The organism is Luteimonas saliphila (assembly GCF_016774335.1).
GTDB lineage: Bacteria > Pseudomonadota > Gammaproteobacteria > Xanthomonadales > Xanthomonadaceae > Luteimonas > Luteimonas saliphila.
On sequence record NZ_JAETWA010000026.1, the window covers coordinates 87,900 to 102,640 of the forward strand.

Here is a 14,741-nt window from a genome sequence, read left to right on the forward strand (position 1 = left end):
GGCGCGACAACGGCGCGTCGCGACCTGCCGCACGCTGCGGCATACGCCATGAGGGAAGCGAAACCTCAGTCCGGGTTCGCGGCAACCGGAATGGCGTCGCCCCGCGCAACGTCGTCGCGCGCGGGAGGCTCCGCGGCTTCGAGCAATCGCAGCGGTTTGCCGTCGTAGCGGTAGTCCAGCGCATCCTGCAGCGTGCGCATCGTCGCGACCTGCGTGCACATCGTTTCCGCGCGGGCTTCGAGCGCGGCGATGCGCGCTTCCAGTTGCTGTTCGAGCTCGGCTTCCATCTTCTCGGCGCGGCGTTCGATGCGCTCCGCGCCGCCGGGGGTGAAGACCGCCCACAGCACGCTGCGGCCGATGCTCGAGGCCATGCTCTCGGCGGCGGCCTCGACGCGCGCCTCGAACTCTTCGCCGAACACGTCCTGGTCCCAGCGCCCGGTGCCGAGCGTGCGGTCGACGTGGGCCAGCGTGTCCTTGCGGAAATCGTCGAGCCTGCGGGCCTTGCGCTTGCTGCCGGTGATCGCCTCGACCGCGGCGGCCAGCGAGTCGAAGGTGACTCCGACGGTTTCGCGCGCGAGGTCGGCGACCTGCGGCATCAGCACGCGCGATTCGTCTTCCAGCTGCCGCAGGCGCTGCGCGTCCGCGGCGCTGACCGCCTGCACCTGACGGTCGATGCTCAGCTCGCCGTCGTGGAAGAAGATCTCCTTCGGCACGCCGGCCTCGCGGTACAGCCACACGCCGCCGCCGTCGACCAGCACGTTGTAGCCGGTCGCCAGGCCGCACCGGGTCGAGGACAGCTCCGGCTTCGGTGGATCGGCGCGGGCGAGCGCGGGCAGGGCGAGCAGGGCGACGAGGGCGACGATGGACAGCAGGCGCATGGCGATCAGGGAGCCGGGCGATGGTCCCCAGCATCGCCACGGAGGCTTCCGCACACATGTGTGGAAAGTCAGCATGACCATCGGGAATGCCGGGGAGGACCCAACCACGTCAGATACCGACATCCCGAGCGTTGGCGGGGGATCCGCGTTCTCCAGCCCGCCAGGGTGATCCTTCCCCCGGATCGAGCCCGGGGTCGGTCTGCCAGCCGGTGCGGAACGATCAGCCCGCGAGCGTCACCCACGCCGGGGCGTGGTCGCTCGGGCGTTCCCAAGTACGCGGTTCCCGGTCGATGCCGGCTGCGACCGCCTGCGTCCGCAACGCGTCGGAGACCAGGGTCAGGTCGATGCGCAGGCCGAGGTTGCGGCGGAACGCGGCCTGGCGGTAGTCCCACCAGCTGAAGACGCCGGCCTCGTGGTTGTGCAGGCGGAACGCGTCGTGCAGGCCCAGTGCCTGCAACCGGCGCAGCGCCTCGCGCTCGGCGACCGAGGTGAGGATGTGGCCGTCGTTCCAGACCAGCGGATCGTGCACGTCGCGGTCCTCGGGGGCGATGTTGAAATCGCCCATCACCACCAGCTTCGGGTGCCGTTGCAGCTCGTCCGCGAGCCAGCCGTGTACCGCGTCCAGCCAGCGCAGCTTGTAGGCGTACTTCTCGGTACCCACGTCCTGGCCGTTGACCACGTACAGGTTGACGATGCGCACGCCGTCGACGGTCGCGGCGATCACCCGCTTCTGGTCGTCCTCGAAACCCGGGATGCCGGCCTGCAGGTCCTCGATCGACCGCTCGCGCGCCAGGATCGCCACGCCGTTGTAGGTCTTCTGGCCGTGGAACACGCTGCGGTAGCCGAGCCCGGCCAGCGCCGTGTCCGGGAAGCGCGCGTCCTCGAGCTTGGTCTCCTGCAGGCCGACCACGTCGGGCGCGGTATCGCGCAACCATTGTTCCAGGTGCGGCAGACGCACGTTGAGCGAGTTGACGTTCCAGCTGGCAATCTTCATACAGCATTTAACCTATTGAATTTGCTTGCTTTTAATTTTTCGGTTCGCTGCGATACCCCCAGCGATACCCCCAAATTTCGACAGTAGCTGGCGGGCAAGAAGCGCCGGCCACACACGCGGCCAGCCAGTTGCAGAGCCCATTTCACCACACCGCCTTGTTCAGCCGCGGTTGCCCGAAAAAGGTCGAATGACGAGTCCGAGGTCAGCGGGTCTCGATGCGGGCCCTATTCCTACCCGGCGCAGCGCGGCGTATATTCGCCATTGGCTGCCGTCGCCTGCCGCACGCACCCTCCGGGGCAAGACGAAGACGGAACACACCGCAGACCCAACCCTGAAACCATTGTTTCCATGGGCGGCCCGCAATGCGTGCACCGGACTTAGCGCCCAGGAGAACAAACAATGGATATCCCGCAGTTGAAGCTGCTGGCAGGCCATATCCGTGGCCTGCTTCAGCAATCGTCATGCTTGGTGGGACACAGCCAAGCGCTGGATCTGATCGCCGCATTGCCGGGGCTGCGTAACTGGCCGGAAGTGATGGCCTTCCCGGAACGTGTGGCCGCCTGCGAACTCGACACGACGTCCGCCTCGCGACTCGCTTACCGGATCAACAAGAGATTCTCGGTGGAGGTCGAGCCGAAGCAATTGCTGGCCTCGCTCGCTCACGATGGGGTCACAGCTTCGCGCAGCGTGCTGCAAGTATGGCCGGGCGGCCCCTTGCCGGGCGTCTACGTGACGACATCGGAACAGGCGATCGATGCCTTGCTCGCACGCTACGAGGACGCTACCGACGGTGGCCTGGTCTACGCCGAGCAGGCTGCCAACGGATGGCAAGGCAGCATCGATCTTGGCGAGTACGGCTTATGGTCGTCGGGGATCGACCGGTTGCCGAGTGGAACCTTGTTGGTCGTCGGCCCTCTCAAGCTGGACCAGTCCACGTGGAAGGATTCCGCGGAGCGGCTGGAGATGGCATGCCTGCACGCGCTCAATTCGGAACACCGCGTGGCTGTTCTGGTGGATACGCCAACGCCGGATCGGCTCTGCGAAGACCTCGACTTGATGGTCCGGACGGTGCGGGAAGAAGAATCCGATACCCCCACGGCATTGCAGGGTGTCGTCACCGACGAGGGCGAGCTTCAGGATCGTCGGCCGTTTGCGAGAGGGTATCCCAAGCCTGTGCTGATCAAGGCGCAAGCGGATACAGGCGCGATTCCGAGAGCAGCACTGGAGCCGTTGCGTCGCGAACTTGCGTCGCGCACGCATGGCATGGTGCTATTCGGAGCGTCGAGAATCACCGACCACACCGCATACGAGCAGCTGTCTGCTGCGCTGGCGCTGACGGAACATGCCGGTCCCGCAGCTCGGATCATGCCGAGGCACCGGGGCACGCCAGCCAAGGACTGGATGGTGCCAGAGCCGATCAAACAGTTACCGTTCCTGCCGTCCATCGATAGCGCGTATGCGCAAGGTTATCGGCGCATGCTGGTCGATGCGCACTACACGGAAGGGGACGCCTGGCTGGACTATGACGACGTCCTGTTCATGGGGGCAACCTACGGCCATGACGTAAAGGAAGTGGCATTGCACCTGGTCGCCAGGAGCGGTCGAAGGGAGACCAAGGCTCTGCAGGACATCGTTGCTGTGCTCGGTCTATTGCATGTTCAAGGCAAGAAAGGCACGGCCGTCGCAACTGATTTGTTCCTACGGGGAGACGCGGTGGGTCCGATGGGGACAGAGTGGGACGAATTCGAGGAATTCCTGAAATCTCACCGGGTCGTTCGCTGGGAAGACGAGTTGTCCGGTCTGCTGGACGCCGGTACGGTTACCGCGGCCAGCGTGAAGAAGTCGAATCCGCGGAACAACTATTTGGCGGATTTCCTCGCGCTGCGCAGGGGAATGAAGAAGGCGTCTTAATCGTCCATGCCGGCCCTGCTGCGCTGCGGGGCCGGTTCCTTTCATTGCTGCCACTTCGTAGCACAAGTTTGAATCGGGGCTTGGTCAGATGGGAATGTCCTTTGTGGAGTACTGCATAGCAGCAGTCGGTTGCTACTCCGCCTTGCCACATGATGAGCGTGAACGCCTGCACGCATGGGAAGCGGAACACTTGGATGGATCTGGGGCCTACGGCACGATCGATTGGCCTGGTTGGGAAAAGTATCTCGGTAAGTTCGAGCTGCCACCGCCGAGGGTGAGGGACACATTCGGTTACGTCTACCTGATCCAGTCGACTACCGGCTATTGCAAGATCGGATCGTCTCGCTCCGTTCCTAACAGGGTGCGCCAGCTACAGTGCGCGAATCCAGAGCCCCTTACCCTCCTCCATCAATTCCCTTCCGCCGACGCGCAGCAGGACGAGTCCTCACTGCATGCCAGGTTCGCCCCGAGGTGTGTCCGCAATGAATGGTTCGCATTGACTGAAGCGGATATAGCGAGCATACGTGCCTTGGGCCAACCTGATGGCCAGCGGTAGATTCACGTAGATCAGCGGCGAGCGTTTGTACTAGTGCTGGATTGGGGGAATCATCAATGCGTTTGAAGACCGTCAAGCTTACGAACTTTCGAGGATATCGAGGGACGACTGTCATTCCGATCGACGAGGCGATAACCGGTATCGTCGGCCGCAATGACTACGGCAAGTCGACCATCCTCGAAGCATTGGCCATCTTCTTTGAGACCGATGGAGCCAAGGCAGACAAGAGCGACATGAATTGCTTCGGCCTCGCAGATGGTGGCGACAAGTTCGAGATCGCCTGCGAGTTCGAGGATCTGCCGGCATCCTTGGTGCTGGACGAAAACATCGAGACCACCTTGGCGCGGGAGCTTCTTCTCAATGCCAGCGGCGCCTTGGAGGTGGTCAAAACCTTTAAAGCGAGCACGGGCAAGGTCGAACAAACGGCCATTCGGTGCGAGCACCCCGTCGACCAGGAGCTTGGTACGCTCCTTAGTTTGAAGATTGCCGACCTCAAGCGACTTGGTGAGCAGAGGGGCGTCGGTAATGCTGTTGCGGACAAACGCGTGGCGTCCCTGTGGCGAGAGGCGATTCGTGATTCGGCTGCGCCGATTGCGTGTCAGGAAACCCTGCTCGATGTGGACAAGGGGCTATCGACCGAGGGCAAGTCAATCTGGACCAAGATCCAGGATCAGTTGCCGACTTTCGCCCTGTTCAAGTCGGATAGGGAAAGCAGCGACGGGGATGCGGAAGCGAAGAACCCTCTGCAGCAAGCCGTCAAGGAAGCGCAGGCGGCACTGCGGGAGCAGATCAGCGCGTTGGAGCAGCAGATCGAGGCCAGCGTGTTGGACGTGGCTGCCCGGACCTTGGACAAGTTGAAGGAGATGGCTCCCGAGCTTGCCAACGAGCTGACGCCCAGGTTCAAGGAGAAGCCCAAGTGGACCTTCAGTTTCACTCTGGATGGCGAGAACGGTATCCCTATCAACAAGAGAGGAAGCGGAGTACGCCGGCTGATTCTCCTGAACTTCTTCCGCGCCGAGGCGGAAAAGGCAGTGGTTGGAACGCAACGCAACGTGATCTACGCGATCGAGGAGCCGGAGACGTCGCAGCATCCCAACTACCAGATGATGCTCATGAAGGCCCTGTTGGCGCTGTCGAGCCAACCGAACCGCCAGATCGTCATTACCACGCATGTGCCTGCGCTGGCCGGCTTGATCCCCATCGAGGGCATTCGGTACGTCACCAGAGATGGAGCAGGCGTGCCTGTCGTCAAGATGCCGGAAACGGATGTGCTCAGGGAGGCTGCTGAGAGTCTCGGCGTGCTACCCGAGACCGGGATGGAACGGGCGAGGGGCGTGGTGCTTGTGGAAGGCAGGGCGGATGTCATGTTCCTGCGCCACACATCGCTTGTTTTGAGGGACGCCGGGCATTGCCGATCCAGCCTGGAAGATGTCGGGATCGTTCCGATCCCAATCGGCGGATGCGGCAGTGTGAAGCACTGGGTGACTCTCAATCTCGCCGACGATCTCGGTGTTCCTTGGTGCGTGTTCCTCGACTCTGACATCGGCGGCGACGCTGTCGCCGTGAGATCCATCCAAAGGCGGAGGCAGGAGGTCGAAGGACGTGGACGAGCCTTTTATGCCACCCGGAAACGGGAGATCGAGAACTACCTGTGCGCGGACATGATCCGGGACGAAACCGGAGCTGTGGTCGTGTTCACCGACACCTGCGATGCCAAGAGGATCATCGGCGCGGCGTTGGGAATCAAAGCCGATGATGTCATCGACAGGCTATGGCCAAGCATGACCGCGGAGAAGATGATTCAGCGATCGCGCTACCTGGATAACGGCGATGAAAGGTCTGAATTGAAAGAACTAATCGAAGGGATACTTGGTTTGGTCGCCTGAGCGAAAGCCAGGACCCGTGGTCCGAAGGCTGAAATGGTTGTTCAGATCTCCTTGAACTCGATAATGTCTCCATCCGTGAGCGTCGGCATCTGCGGCTCCACCGGTGAACGGAGCGATAGAGCGATCGCGAGCTGAACAAATCGGTCGAACGTCGTGGCTAAGTACTCCAACGCATCCGGTTCATGAGAGCGGTTCGGTTCTGTCGGTTCAATGGGGATGGTCGGTGTACGCGCGGCGGAACCTGAAGAGCGCTGTCGAACCAGCAGCTCCGGGTCACGCGGGAGCGGGTAATAAAGTTGCGGCACCGAACGCGCATAGAGAGTGCGCGTGTCCTGGTACGTGTGGTGAACGCCTTGGACGCTTCGAAGTGAAGCGGCGTGGGTGAACAGGTTGCGATAGCTCGTGAACACAGAAATCCAGCCTCCGGCATCGCCCGCGGCGCGAAGCTTGGCTGTGAGATCGGGATCAGGCGTGGAGTCGCGTTTGAGCTTGTCCAGCAATCCCTTGTAGGTTGCGATGCCGTCATGTCCAAAAATGTGCTCTGCGGCGAACTCGGCGAGCAAGTCGCGTAGCACGGCCAGTTGCCAGAAGAAACTGTGGATGGCCGGATACACTGCTTGCGAATGGCTGTCGGAGAAGCAGCGGGATGGAAGCTCCCAGGTTTCCGCGTCCTGCGCACCCAATTGGACGGCATAAGCTTTGCAAAGGTTTTGCAGGTGGGTCTGACATTCATCGACAGCGCAGGCGATGCGGTCTGCAAGATCGGCCAAGCGCGTCTGGCTTGCGACTTCAGCACCGTGGCTCACCATGTTCCAGCGGTCGTGAGCCTGCTTGGCTCCCCACCAGTACTCTGCGTCCTGCCATGCCATGAAAAGCGGAACACGTCGACCAGTCAATTCGTCCGTGAGCTGGTAGGCAGTGATGCCCAGGATTGGCAGGCCGCATGTAGATAGGCAGGAGAACAGCTTGTCCAACTGCAGCGATTGCAGCGAAGCGAACACCAGCTCGTTTAGTCCGTGAGTGTGGTCGAGCTGGCACTTGCTCGCGCTGTAGAGCGCGACTTGGCCGCCGCCAAACCATACCTGGTATGCCAGTGCCGGCGGAGATCGGTAGTTCATGTCAGGGAAACGGAAGGTGGCGGCGTCGACCATGGCGCGGAGGATGTCTGTGCGTTGCAAGAAGTATTCATCATGGCGCACTTCGCCGAGATCCTGTCAGGAGCTTGGCTGCCCATGAGGTCGAGCCACGTTCGTGCGTCGGCGATCCGATCACTGCAGCTCAATCTGGTTTAGGAGCGCTGCTGGGCGAAAAGCCGCAGTACAACCGGCATCAGCCGCGCCTCCAGCTCGGCGACCACCACGTCCAACGTCGGTGCCTCCTGTTCGACGTTGCGCGTGAACGCACGCCATTGGCTCTTGTGCGTGACGTCTTCTGCGAAGGTCGCGGTCAGCGCATCCGGCGTCGCGGCCGGCAGGGCAGTGCCCCGGCGCTCGAACGTGGCGCCAATCGCGCTGGCGAGCCGTTCGTGGTCGAGCTCCCGCGTCGTCAACAGCGCCCACACGTCGTAGTAATCCTTGACCCGCGAGTTGGCCAGGCCGAGCTTGACCATGGCCTCGAACTTCTCGGCGATCACCGTTTCGGGTGGATAGGCGAGCAGGTGCGGTGCCGGCATGTCCAGCAGCACGGGCAGGTCGATCTCCTGCAGGCCCGGCTCGGTCGCGTCGCCGAACCCGACGTCGATGACGATGGGGATGCGTGCGCCGGCCAGCGCCGCGGTCGTTCGCAGCCGCACGCCGCCGTAGTGCTGGTCGTCGCGGATCAGCTCCGCCTTCAGGGCATCGATGTCGTAGGCCAGGCCGTCGTCGACCGGGATCGCGGCAATCTCGCGGAACCGCGCCAGCAGGACATCCATCGACGGGTCGCCGAAGCCGAGGAAGTCGACGTCGCGGGTGGGTCGGTGCGGGCTGTCGAACCAGGTCGTGACCAGAAGCGCGCCCTTGAGCGCGTAGCGGTCGCGGTACGCCGACAGGCTCAAGCGATACAGCAGGCGTTCCAACGCGTAGCGGGTCAGCAGCTGGTCCAGCGGACGCTGCGTCTGGCGGGCGAGATTCAGCAATCGCGCGCGCACCGAGGCCGCGATGTTGGTCGGGGGCTTAGCCATCGGAAGTCAGCGTGGTCAGGTAGGGCTGCATGGCCTTCCAGACGCCCGCCTGCTGGGCGAACGTGGCGATGTCGGCGGGCGTGGCCTTGCGCTGGCGCAGCGTTTCCCGAAGCGCCTCGATCACCACGGCCTCGCCGACCGTGCGGCGATAGCGGAACAGATCGGCGATGGTCTTGGCGGCGCCGAAGATCGACACCGGGATGTCTTCGATGAGGTGGCGCTCGACGCCGACCGACAGCTGCTGGGCAGGGAAGCGGACGATCCGGACCGGGGGATAGGCGATGCGGGGGCGCCAGTCCTTCCTGTCCAGCGCCACCCACACCCGGGCGGGCAGCTGGTCGGTCAGGCCGTGGAAAGCCAGCGCCGAGGTCAGGCAGACGACGCCTTTCGGGATCAGCTTGGCCACTTCCGCCAGCGTGTGCTGCTGGTCGAGGGCCGCGTCGGCGAGCTGGTACAGGCCTCGCGCCAGCCGCACGATGGCGCCGTCCCGTTCGAGCCGGGAGACGGTCGTGGCCATGACCCCGGCTTCGTCGAACTCGCGCAGACGCATCATTCCGCGGCGTTGCAGCAGCGACAGGGCGTGCTCGCGTTGGGTACTGGTCGGGGGGATGGGCATTGTTACAAAACCTTGGCTGAAATCAATATCAGCCGAGGTTTTATAACACGTTTCAGCCCGGGGGACCGCTGCCGCTGGCTTCAGGGACAGGAAGCGTCAGCGGAATCCGAACTTCGGGCTGCCCCGGGGCGTGGTATCGGCCCCGCACAGCGCCATGACCCGCGCCAGGCATTGCCAGAATTCCTCGTAGTCGCGGTTTTGCATCCGATCGTCGGCCACCCAGAAGAACGGGACCGGGCGGTTCGCGTCGCCATGGGTATTGGCCACGACGATCTCGGGGGTGTGCAGCAACCGCATGCGGAGGAAATCGGAATAGAGCAGCTTCGTCGTCGCGTCCATGATCTCGGGCGACAGGTAGCTCGCGTAGATCTGCAGCGTCGTCGTGATCTCCGCCGACCCTTCCCTGGCGGCGCGCTCCAGCATGCTGAACCAGCGGATCTCCGCGAACGAGCCGTCGCCGTAGGGCGAGGCCGAGTTCAAGTCGAGCGCGGCAAGGATCCTGCGGCGTTCCGGATTGAGTAGGTCCAGGGGTGATTCCGGCGCATCGCATTGCCGGCGCCAGATCGAGTCGTTGATGATCGGATGGACTGCGTGCTGAACTCCTCTGAGCAGTTGGCCAGCGCCGATCGCGGCGATCTGTTCCCGGGTCTTCCTCTGCCTGGCTTGCTCACGCCTGTTGCGCGAAGTCACCAGCAGTGACGTGACCAGGGCCAGGAATCCGATCGCCAGCACGCTCCAGCCGAATGGCGTGATCTTCGAAAGCCCGGACCCATCTGGCGCCCATTTGGGCGAACCGATGACCGCGGCAACGGCGGCGAGGAAGGCCACGATGGGCGGCACGTAGTCGAGGAACCGATGGCGTTGCTTTTCTCGCATGGGTGTTTGGGTGTCGATGCCTGCCATCTTGGATGCGATTGCGCCGGGCGACCAGGTCAGGAAAACACGGCGAAGGCGGCTAGAGCTTCCGCCAGCCCGTCGTCAGTAGTTCGTTCAACGATGTTCCGGAGAACTCATGGACCTCGGCGCCCTGGAAATGCTGCTTGAGTGTCGCACCGGCATTCTCGCCAGAGAACACGAAGACGAGAAACAGCAGGACGGACCGGGCGCGATAGACCACGAGCCAGTCCGTGGCGCTGAGTGGCTTGCGCCAGACGTGCACGCCGGGATCGAACGACTTGGTGTCTCCGAGAATGCCGCCGAAATCAACCGCATCCGTGGCCCCGGAGAAGGGAGCGGCATAGATTCGCCATGCCGGTGGTACCGCATGAAGGTCGCGCTTGATCAACAGCGCTGCCGCGCTCTTGGCAAGCACCGAGAACGCGACGTGCAACGCGTCTCGCATCGGATTGGTCTTCTGCTTTCCATTGAAGAACTCCGGCTTGCTCCAGGCGTCGTAGTCCTCCTCCCGGACATCCATGAACTTGAAGAACTCGATGTCCCGCTGGGTGAAGTTGGGGAGCTTGGAGGCGTCCAGGGCCTTGATCGTGATGTGCGGATGATCCCGGTGCTGGAACTCGCCGTGGCCGTCTGCACCGACGAGGAACTCCAGAAGGTCGAGCGCCTTGGTGACATACGTCTCCGGGCCGAAACGGTTGTTGCAATCTGCATGCGTCGGCAGCTTGCCGCCGTAGTCGAACCCCTTCGCCTTCGGCTGGTCCCGGGTGATCAGCGAGACGGGAATGACATGGTCGCCGCTTGCCGGCTCGCTATCGATGGGCCGACCGCACAAGTAGCAGACTTCAGCCATTGCGCCTCCCGGGAAAGAACAGATCGCGGCCCGGCAGCTGGATCCTGTCGAGGACGTCCACCCACCAGGGCACGAGGTCGGCCAGCATGGTGTCGACAGCGCCCCGGCCTTCGATGCCCTCACCGTTCTGTACGACATGGGTGACGACGCCCAGCTTCGTGGTTCCATCGGGTTGCTCCATCACGAGATCCCCGACAAGGATCTTGAAGTCACTTTGCGGCTCGATCAGGTGAAAGTGCTTGTTGGCATTGCATATCTGGTGGCACATGTTGATCGACTTGTTGATGCCACGGATCGAACGCAGGAAATCCTTGTCGGTATCGGTGCGGAGTCCCGGGAAGACCTCCCGGGATCGCTCGATGAGCGCGCTGTCGTTCCGGATCGAGTGATAGAGCCAATCAACCAGGGCGATATTGGTCGAGGCAGCATTGACCGCGGCGTAGAGCTTCGCATCCTGCACGTGCAACACGTCGACGGGCCGAGTGCCCGATTGGATGTGGGCCGGGATCGCCTTGAGAAGCTCAACCTCCCAGCACAGCTTCCGCAGCACCTGCCAGATGTTGGTCAAGCCTAGCGTGCGGTCGCTGGCATCCCTGGGCGTCTTGCGCCCCGCACCCTTGGGCTGCGCCTTCGGTCCGCTGGATCCGCCCTGATTGGATTCTTGATCGTGTGTCATCACGGCTACTGGAAGTAAGGCGGCCCTTCGTCCGGCTCGGGCGCCACCAGCGGGATGGCGCCTGGCGGCAGCACGGGTGCCATCTCGCGGCCGAAGATCAGCGCCGCGGAGGGGCGAACCCCGGTTTGAACCACCTCGTCGGTATCAATCTCGTCCCGGTAGAGATCGAAGGTGCGGGGATGGAAACGGACACGGTAGAACGCCAATCTTGGCGTCACGTCGCAAAGGGTCTTGACGATGGCGGTCTCGATTGCGGCTGAGCAGCGTTGTCCGAAATAGATGCCCGTCAACTCCAGCGGCGCGCCGTGCGATCCGGGGCATTTGCCGAGGATTCGCCATTCACTTTCGTAGCGCCATGCTTCGGCTTTCGACAGGAAGGCCAGCTCGAGCACCTTCTGGCGTGCACCGCGCAGGTTTTTCACTTTCCAGTCGAACAACGCGCTCAGCGCGATGGCGCGGTCGGCGTCGTAGCGGACCTGCAGCAGATTGCGTGCGGCGTGGTCGTGGGTCGAATACTCCAGGCACAGACCCTCGTGGTTGTGTGCGTAGTGACTCCACATCAAAGGGCAGTTCCACTTCTCGGCCAGGGAGAAGACGCCTCGCTGTCCGATCTCGTGCAGGAGCAGCCGTTCGATTTCGGAGTCGATCAGCCTGGTGAAACGCGCGGCGGCCTTGTCCGATTCGTTCTCTTCCCGCGCCAGATAGTCGAACTCGGCGAGGACTTGCTCCGGATCCTGCTTCGGCTTGTGTTCCTTGAGCAAGGCTGCCAGAAGCAGCTTCTTGTCGGAAAGTGACAGGTCGTCCTCAATGCTCGGCTTGGAATCCAGCGGATCGTTGAACGAGTTGGGACTGGCAAAGTAGGTCGCCGAACCACAGAGCTCCTCCAGCAGGAAATTGCTGAAGGCCTTGTACTTGTAAAGAAAAGATGGAATGGCCATCGGATCCGTCTGGTCGGGAAGAGTGCGCCCTCCGTCTCGCCGATACTAGCCGGTCTCGCATACTCGAAGCTTCCGGCGCCCCGTTCCGAGCCATGGAATGCCGCCGGCAAGGCGGGCACAGCGATTATCCTCAACGAGAATCCCGCGACCGTGTATCGAGTGCGCCGAGCAGTGAAGTCATGTCGAGTAGACGGCTGGCGATCAGGTGCTTGACCCCGTCGACCCGCTCCCACTTGTCATCCGCGGCGAGCAGGCGGGAGCCGACCAGTTCCCGGCGCTGGCGTTCGGCCAGATCGCGCCAGACCACGACGCCGATGGGGATGCCTATGCGTCTTTGGGGGTGTCGTTAGGTGACTTCCCTGCCTCAGGAACTGATGTCGACGCATCGTTGAGAACCGAAGGAGTTTTGCTCGCAAAGAGCTGATCATCCCTTCGAGATTTCCGGGTTTGACACAGCAGTGCCTTGACGGGTCACTCCGCCCAGGTCTATGCCGAGTACAGGCAGTTCATCCGTGCCACCGGTTCGGATATCCCCATCGCCCGCCGGATTTTGAAGGTCAGGGATATCAGGCTATTGTTGGGGTTTTGCTAACCCTCTGCACCGTGGCGCGACGAGTCTTCGCGGGAGACGATCATGTTGAAGTTTACCGAAGAGGAGATCGAGGAAGTCCGGGAATACTTTGAATGGCAGGCGCCCGACCTTGAAGTGATCTTCATGCAGAAAGTTCACTCGGAAGCCGTTCTGAATACCCGTCACGACGTGTGGGACATCCACACCGACAAGGATCGCTGGTGGGTAATAACAGGCGGCACAAACCTCTATTCGCAGGAGCAGTTCCCGAACGTGGATCTCGCCCTGACCTTCCACATTGGCCTGATGCTCCGCATCCCGCGTTCGGAGAAACAACAGGAAGACGATCTACGCATCCTCCCGTTCGGCCCCGTCTTCGAGAAAATGGAAGAAGCCGGCACCGCCGTGACGAATGCGCATGATCTGGCGGCCTATCAGGCCGTAGGCGTCCGCTCTCGTGAGACGCTTCTCGAGTTGATCGGCGTCGCACAGGACGCGGCAATATGGACGGACAAACCGCCACAACGGGCGAACTTCCGCGCGTGGACAGAGATCATCTGCAACGATCTTCTGCCGGGCGACACCAACAAAGAGCGTCGCGGGGCGCTCAAGGGTGCGCTTGAGTCCGCATGGACATTTTCAAACTGGCTGACGCATTCAAAGTCGGCCACCTGGATTGATGCCGAGATGGCGCACTCGTTGATCCAACACGCTATCGGCATGGCGACGTCATTGATCGTTCGCGAATTGCGCGGGGTGCCTGGCGAATGCCCCGACTGCGGTTCACCGCGTCTCGAACCCGAACATGGCGAGAACACGGAGTCGGCGGGTGTACTCTGGGAACGACCGCGCTGCGCCGACTGCGGATGGGCCGGCAGGCCTGTTCCAATCCTTGACCTCGAGAATGGACAGCCAATCATCACACGCGAAGGCGAAGAAGCCGACGAGTGCAGCATAATGGCAGTCCCGCTACGGACGATCCTGAAACCGGGAAATCCCGCGATCGAGCCGCTGAAGAACACGAGAACCGGGGTTCCGGAGCACGTCGTCTATTTTGCCTACGGGTCCAACATGTCGACCGCCCGGCTACGCAAACGCATGCCGAGCTGCAAACCCCTCGGCATCGCTACCTTGCCGGGCCATGCGCTTCGTTTTCATAAGCGCAGCGTGGACAAATCCGGGAAGTGCAACGCATTGGCCACTGGTGACGACAATAGCGTGATGGGAGTCTTGTTCAGCTTCGATCCTGTCGAACGTGCAGCACTGGACAAGGCCGAAGGTGTGGGACGCGGCTACGAGCACGCGACGGTCACGGTCATTAACGACAAAGGGCGCAGGCGAAAGGTCCTTACTTATCTCGCCACCTCCGACCACATCGACGACAGCCTCAAACCCTATGGCTGGTACAAGGACTTTGTCCTTGCAGGCGGCAGGGAACACGGCCTGTCACCTGAGTATATTGACTACATCCAGTCGGTTGAGGCGATCGAAGATCCCGACAAGACAAGGGACGATAAGCAGAGGGCTACGCTCGGAAGTCTCGAGCGGTAAGACGACGATGTCGGCGCGAGTTCTCGGTCCAGACGGCAGATCCGATGCGCGTTGCTGGCCGAAAGCCGACTTCGCCAGTTGCGCCCGCAGGTGCCTTCGAGCAGGTGGGTGAGTACAGTCAGAACCGAGCGCGGCGAAGTGTTGGGTCCTATGGGTCCCGGCGTGCCGCCTTCGGGCTCGCGGGCGGCACCCCGTGCCTCCGAGGAGTCACGGCCATTCGGCTTTGATCCCTTGACGTCTGCGGTCCTGCGGACCT

Annotated in this window: 14 protein-coding genes; 4 read left to right on the top strand and 10 right to left on the bottom strand. The window is 62.3% G+C overall.

Annotated elements, in window-relative coordinates; all coding sequences use genetic code 11:
* Nucleotides 1–65 precede the first annotated feature (65 nt).
* Nucleotides 66–878 carry a DUF2884 family protein gene (locus JMO03_RS06145; protein ID WP_202841476.1) on the bottom strand — a complete coding sequence of 271 codons (813 nt, stop codon included), beginning with the start codon at nt 876–878 and terminating at the stop codon, nt 66–68.
* Nucleotides 879–1,098: 220 nt separating this feature from the next.
* A complete protein-coding gene (gene xth / locus JMO03_RS06150; RefSeq protein ID WP_202841479.1) occupies nt 1,099–1,872 on the bottom strand; it encodes an exodeoxyribonuclease III in 774 nt (257 codons plus the stop codon).
* Nucleotides 1,873–2,271: 399 nt separating this feature from the next.
* On the opposite strand from xth, the gene JMO03_RS06155 reads away from it, so the two are divergent.
* From JMO03_RS06155 to JMO03_RS06165, 3 genes are all read left to right on the top strand, one after another.
* Nucleotides 2,272–3,783 carry a hypothetical protein gene (locus JMO03_RS06155; RefSeq protein ID WP_202841481.1) on the top strand — a complete coding sequence of 504 codons (1,512 nt, stop codon included), beginning with the start codon at nt 2,272–2,274 and terminating at the stop codon, nt 3,781–3,783.
* Nucleotides 3,784–3,877: 94 nt separating this feature from the next.
* Nucleotides 3,878–4,339 carry a GIY-YIG nuclease family protein gene (locus JMO03_RS21620; protein WP_202841483.1) on the top strand — a complete coding sequence of 154 codons (462 nt, stop codon included), beginning with the start codon at nt 3,878–3,880 and terminating at the stop codon, nt 4,337–4,339.
* A 56-nt stretch (nt 4,340–4,395) separates the two neighbouring features.
* A complete protein-coding gene (locus JMO03_RS06165) occupies nt 4,396–6,225 on the top strand; it encodes an AAA family ATPase (protein WP_202841485.1) in 1,830 nt (609 codons plus the stop codon).
* A 41-nt stretch (nt 6,226–6,266) separates the two neighbouring features.
* Here JMO03_RS06165 and JMO03_RS06170 read toward each other — a convergent pair whose 3' ends face one another.
* The 8 genes from JMO03_RS06170 to JMO03_RS06205 all read right to left on the bottom strand — a co-directional run bounded on the left by JMO03_RS06170 (nt 6,267) and on the right by JMO03_RS06205 (nt 12,670).
* On the bottom strand, nt 6,267–7,424 hold the full coding sequence (locus JMO03_RS06170; RefSeq protein ID WP_202841487.1) for a hypothetical protein: 1,158 nt from the start codon (nt 7,422–7,424) through the stop codon (nt 6,267–6,269).
* A gap of 89 nt (nt 7,425–7,513) precedes the next feature.
* Nucleotides 7,514–8,386, bottom strand: coding sequence for a nucleotidyl transferase AbiEii/AbiGii toxin family protein (locus tag JMO03_RS06175; RefSeq protein ID WP_202841489.1), 873 nt, complete (start codon nt 8,384–8,386; stop codon nt 7,514–7,516).
* Nucleotides 8,379–9,002, bottom strand: coding sequence for a type IV toxin-antitoxin system AbiEi family antitoxin domain-containing protein (locus JMO03_RS06180; protein WP_202841491.1), 624 nt, complete (start codon nt 9,000–9,002; stop codon nt 8,379–8,381). Before JMO03_RS06180 ends, JMO03_RS06175 begins: the two co-directional genes overlap by 8 nt.
* A gap of 96 nt (nt 9,003–9,098) precedes the next feature.
* On the bottom strand, nt 9,099–9,905 hold the full coding sequence (locus tag JMO03_RS06185; RefSeq protein WP_202841493.1) for a hypothetical protein: 807 nt from the start codon (nt 9,903–9,905) through the stop codon (nt 9,099–9,101).
* Nucleotides 9,906–9,957: 52 nt separating this feature from the next.
* Nucleotides 9,958–10,749, bottom strand: coding sequence for a hypothetical protein (locus tag JMO03_RS06190; protein ID WP_202841495.1), 792 nt, complete (start codon nt 10,747–10,749; stop codon nt 9,958–9,960).
* The gene (locus JMO03_RS06195; protein WP_202841502.1) at nt 10,742–11,425 is read right to left on the bottom strand and encodes a hypothetical protein; all 684 of its coding nucleotides are present in this window, start codon (nt 11,423–11,425) and stop codon (nt 10,742–10,744) included. Before JMO03_RS06195 ends, JMO03_RS06190 begins: the two co-directional genes overlap by 8 nt.
* Before the next feature lie 5 nt (nt 11,426–11,430).
* Nucleotides 11,431–12,363 (bottom strand): DUF2971 domain-containing protein, encoded by a 933-nt coding sequence (locus JMO03_RS06200; protein WP_202841504.1) that lies wholly within the window; start codon nt 12,361–12,363, stop codon nt 11,431–11,433.
* 130 nt (nt 12,364–12,493) lie between these two features.
* Entirely contained in the window at nt 12,494–12,670 is a 177-nt protein-coding gene (locus tag JMO03_RS06205; RefSeq protein ID WP_202841506.1) for a hypothetical protein, read from the bottom strand.
* Nucleotides 12,671–12,997: 327 nt separating this feature from the next.
* On the opposite strand from JMO03_RS06205, the gene JMO03_RS06210 reads away from it, so the two are divergent.
* Nucleotides 12,998–14,485, top strand: coding sequence for a gamma-glutamylcyclotransferase (locus tag JMO03_RS06210; protein WP_202841508.1), 1,488 nt, complete (start codon nt 12,998–13,000; stop codon nt 14,483–14,485).
* Nucleotides 14,486–14,741 lie beyond the last annotated feature (256 nt).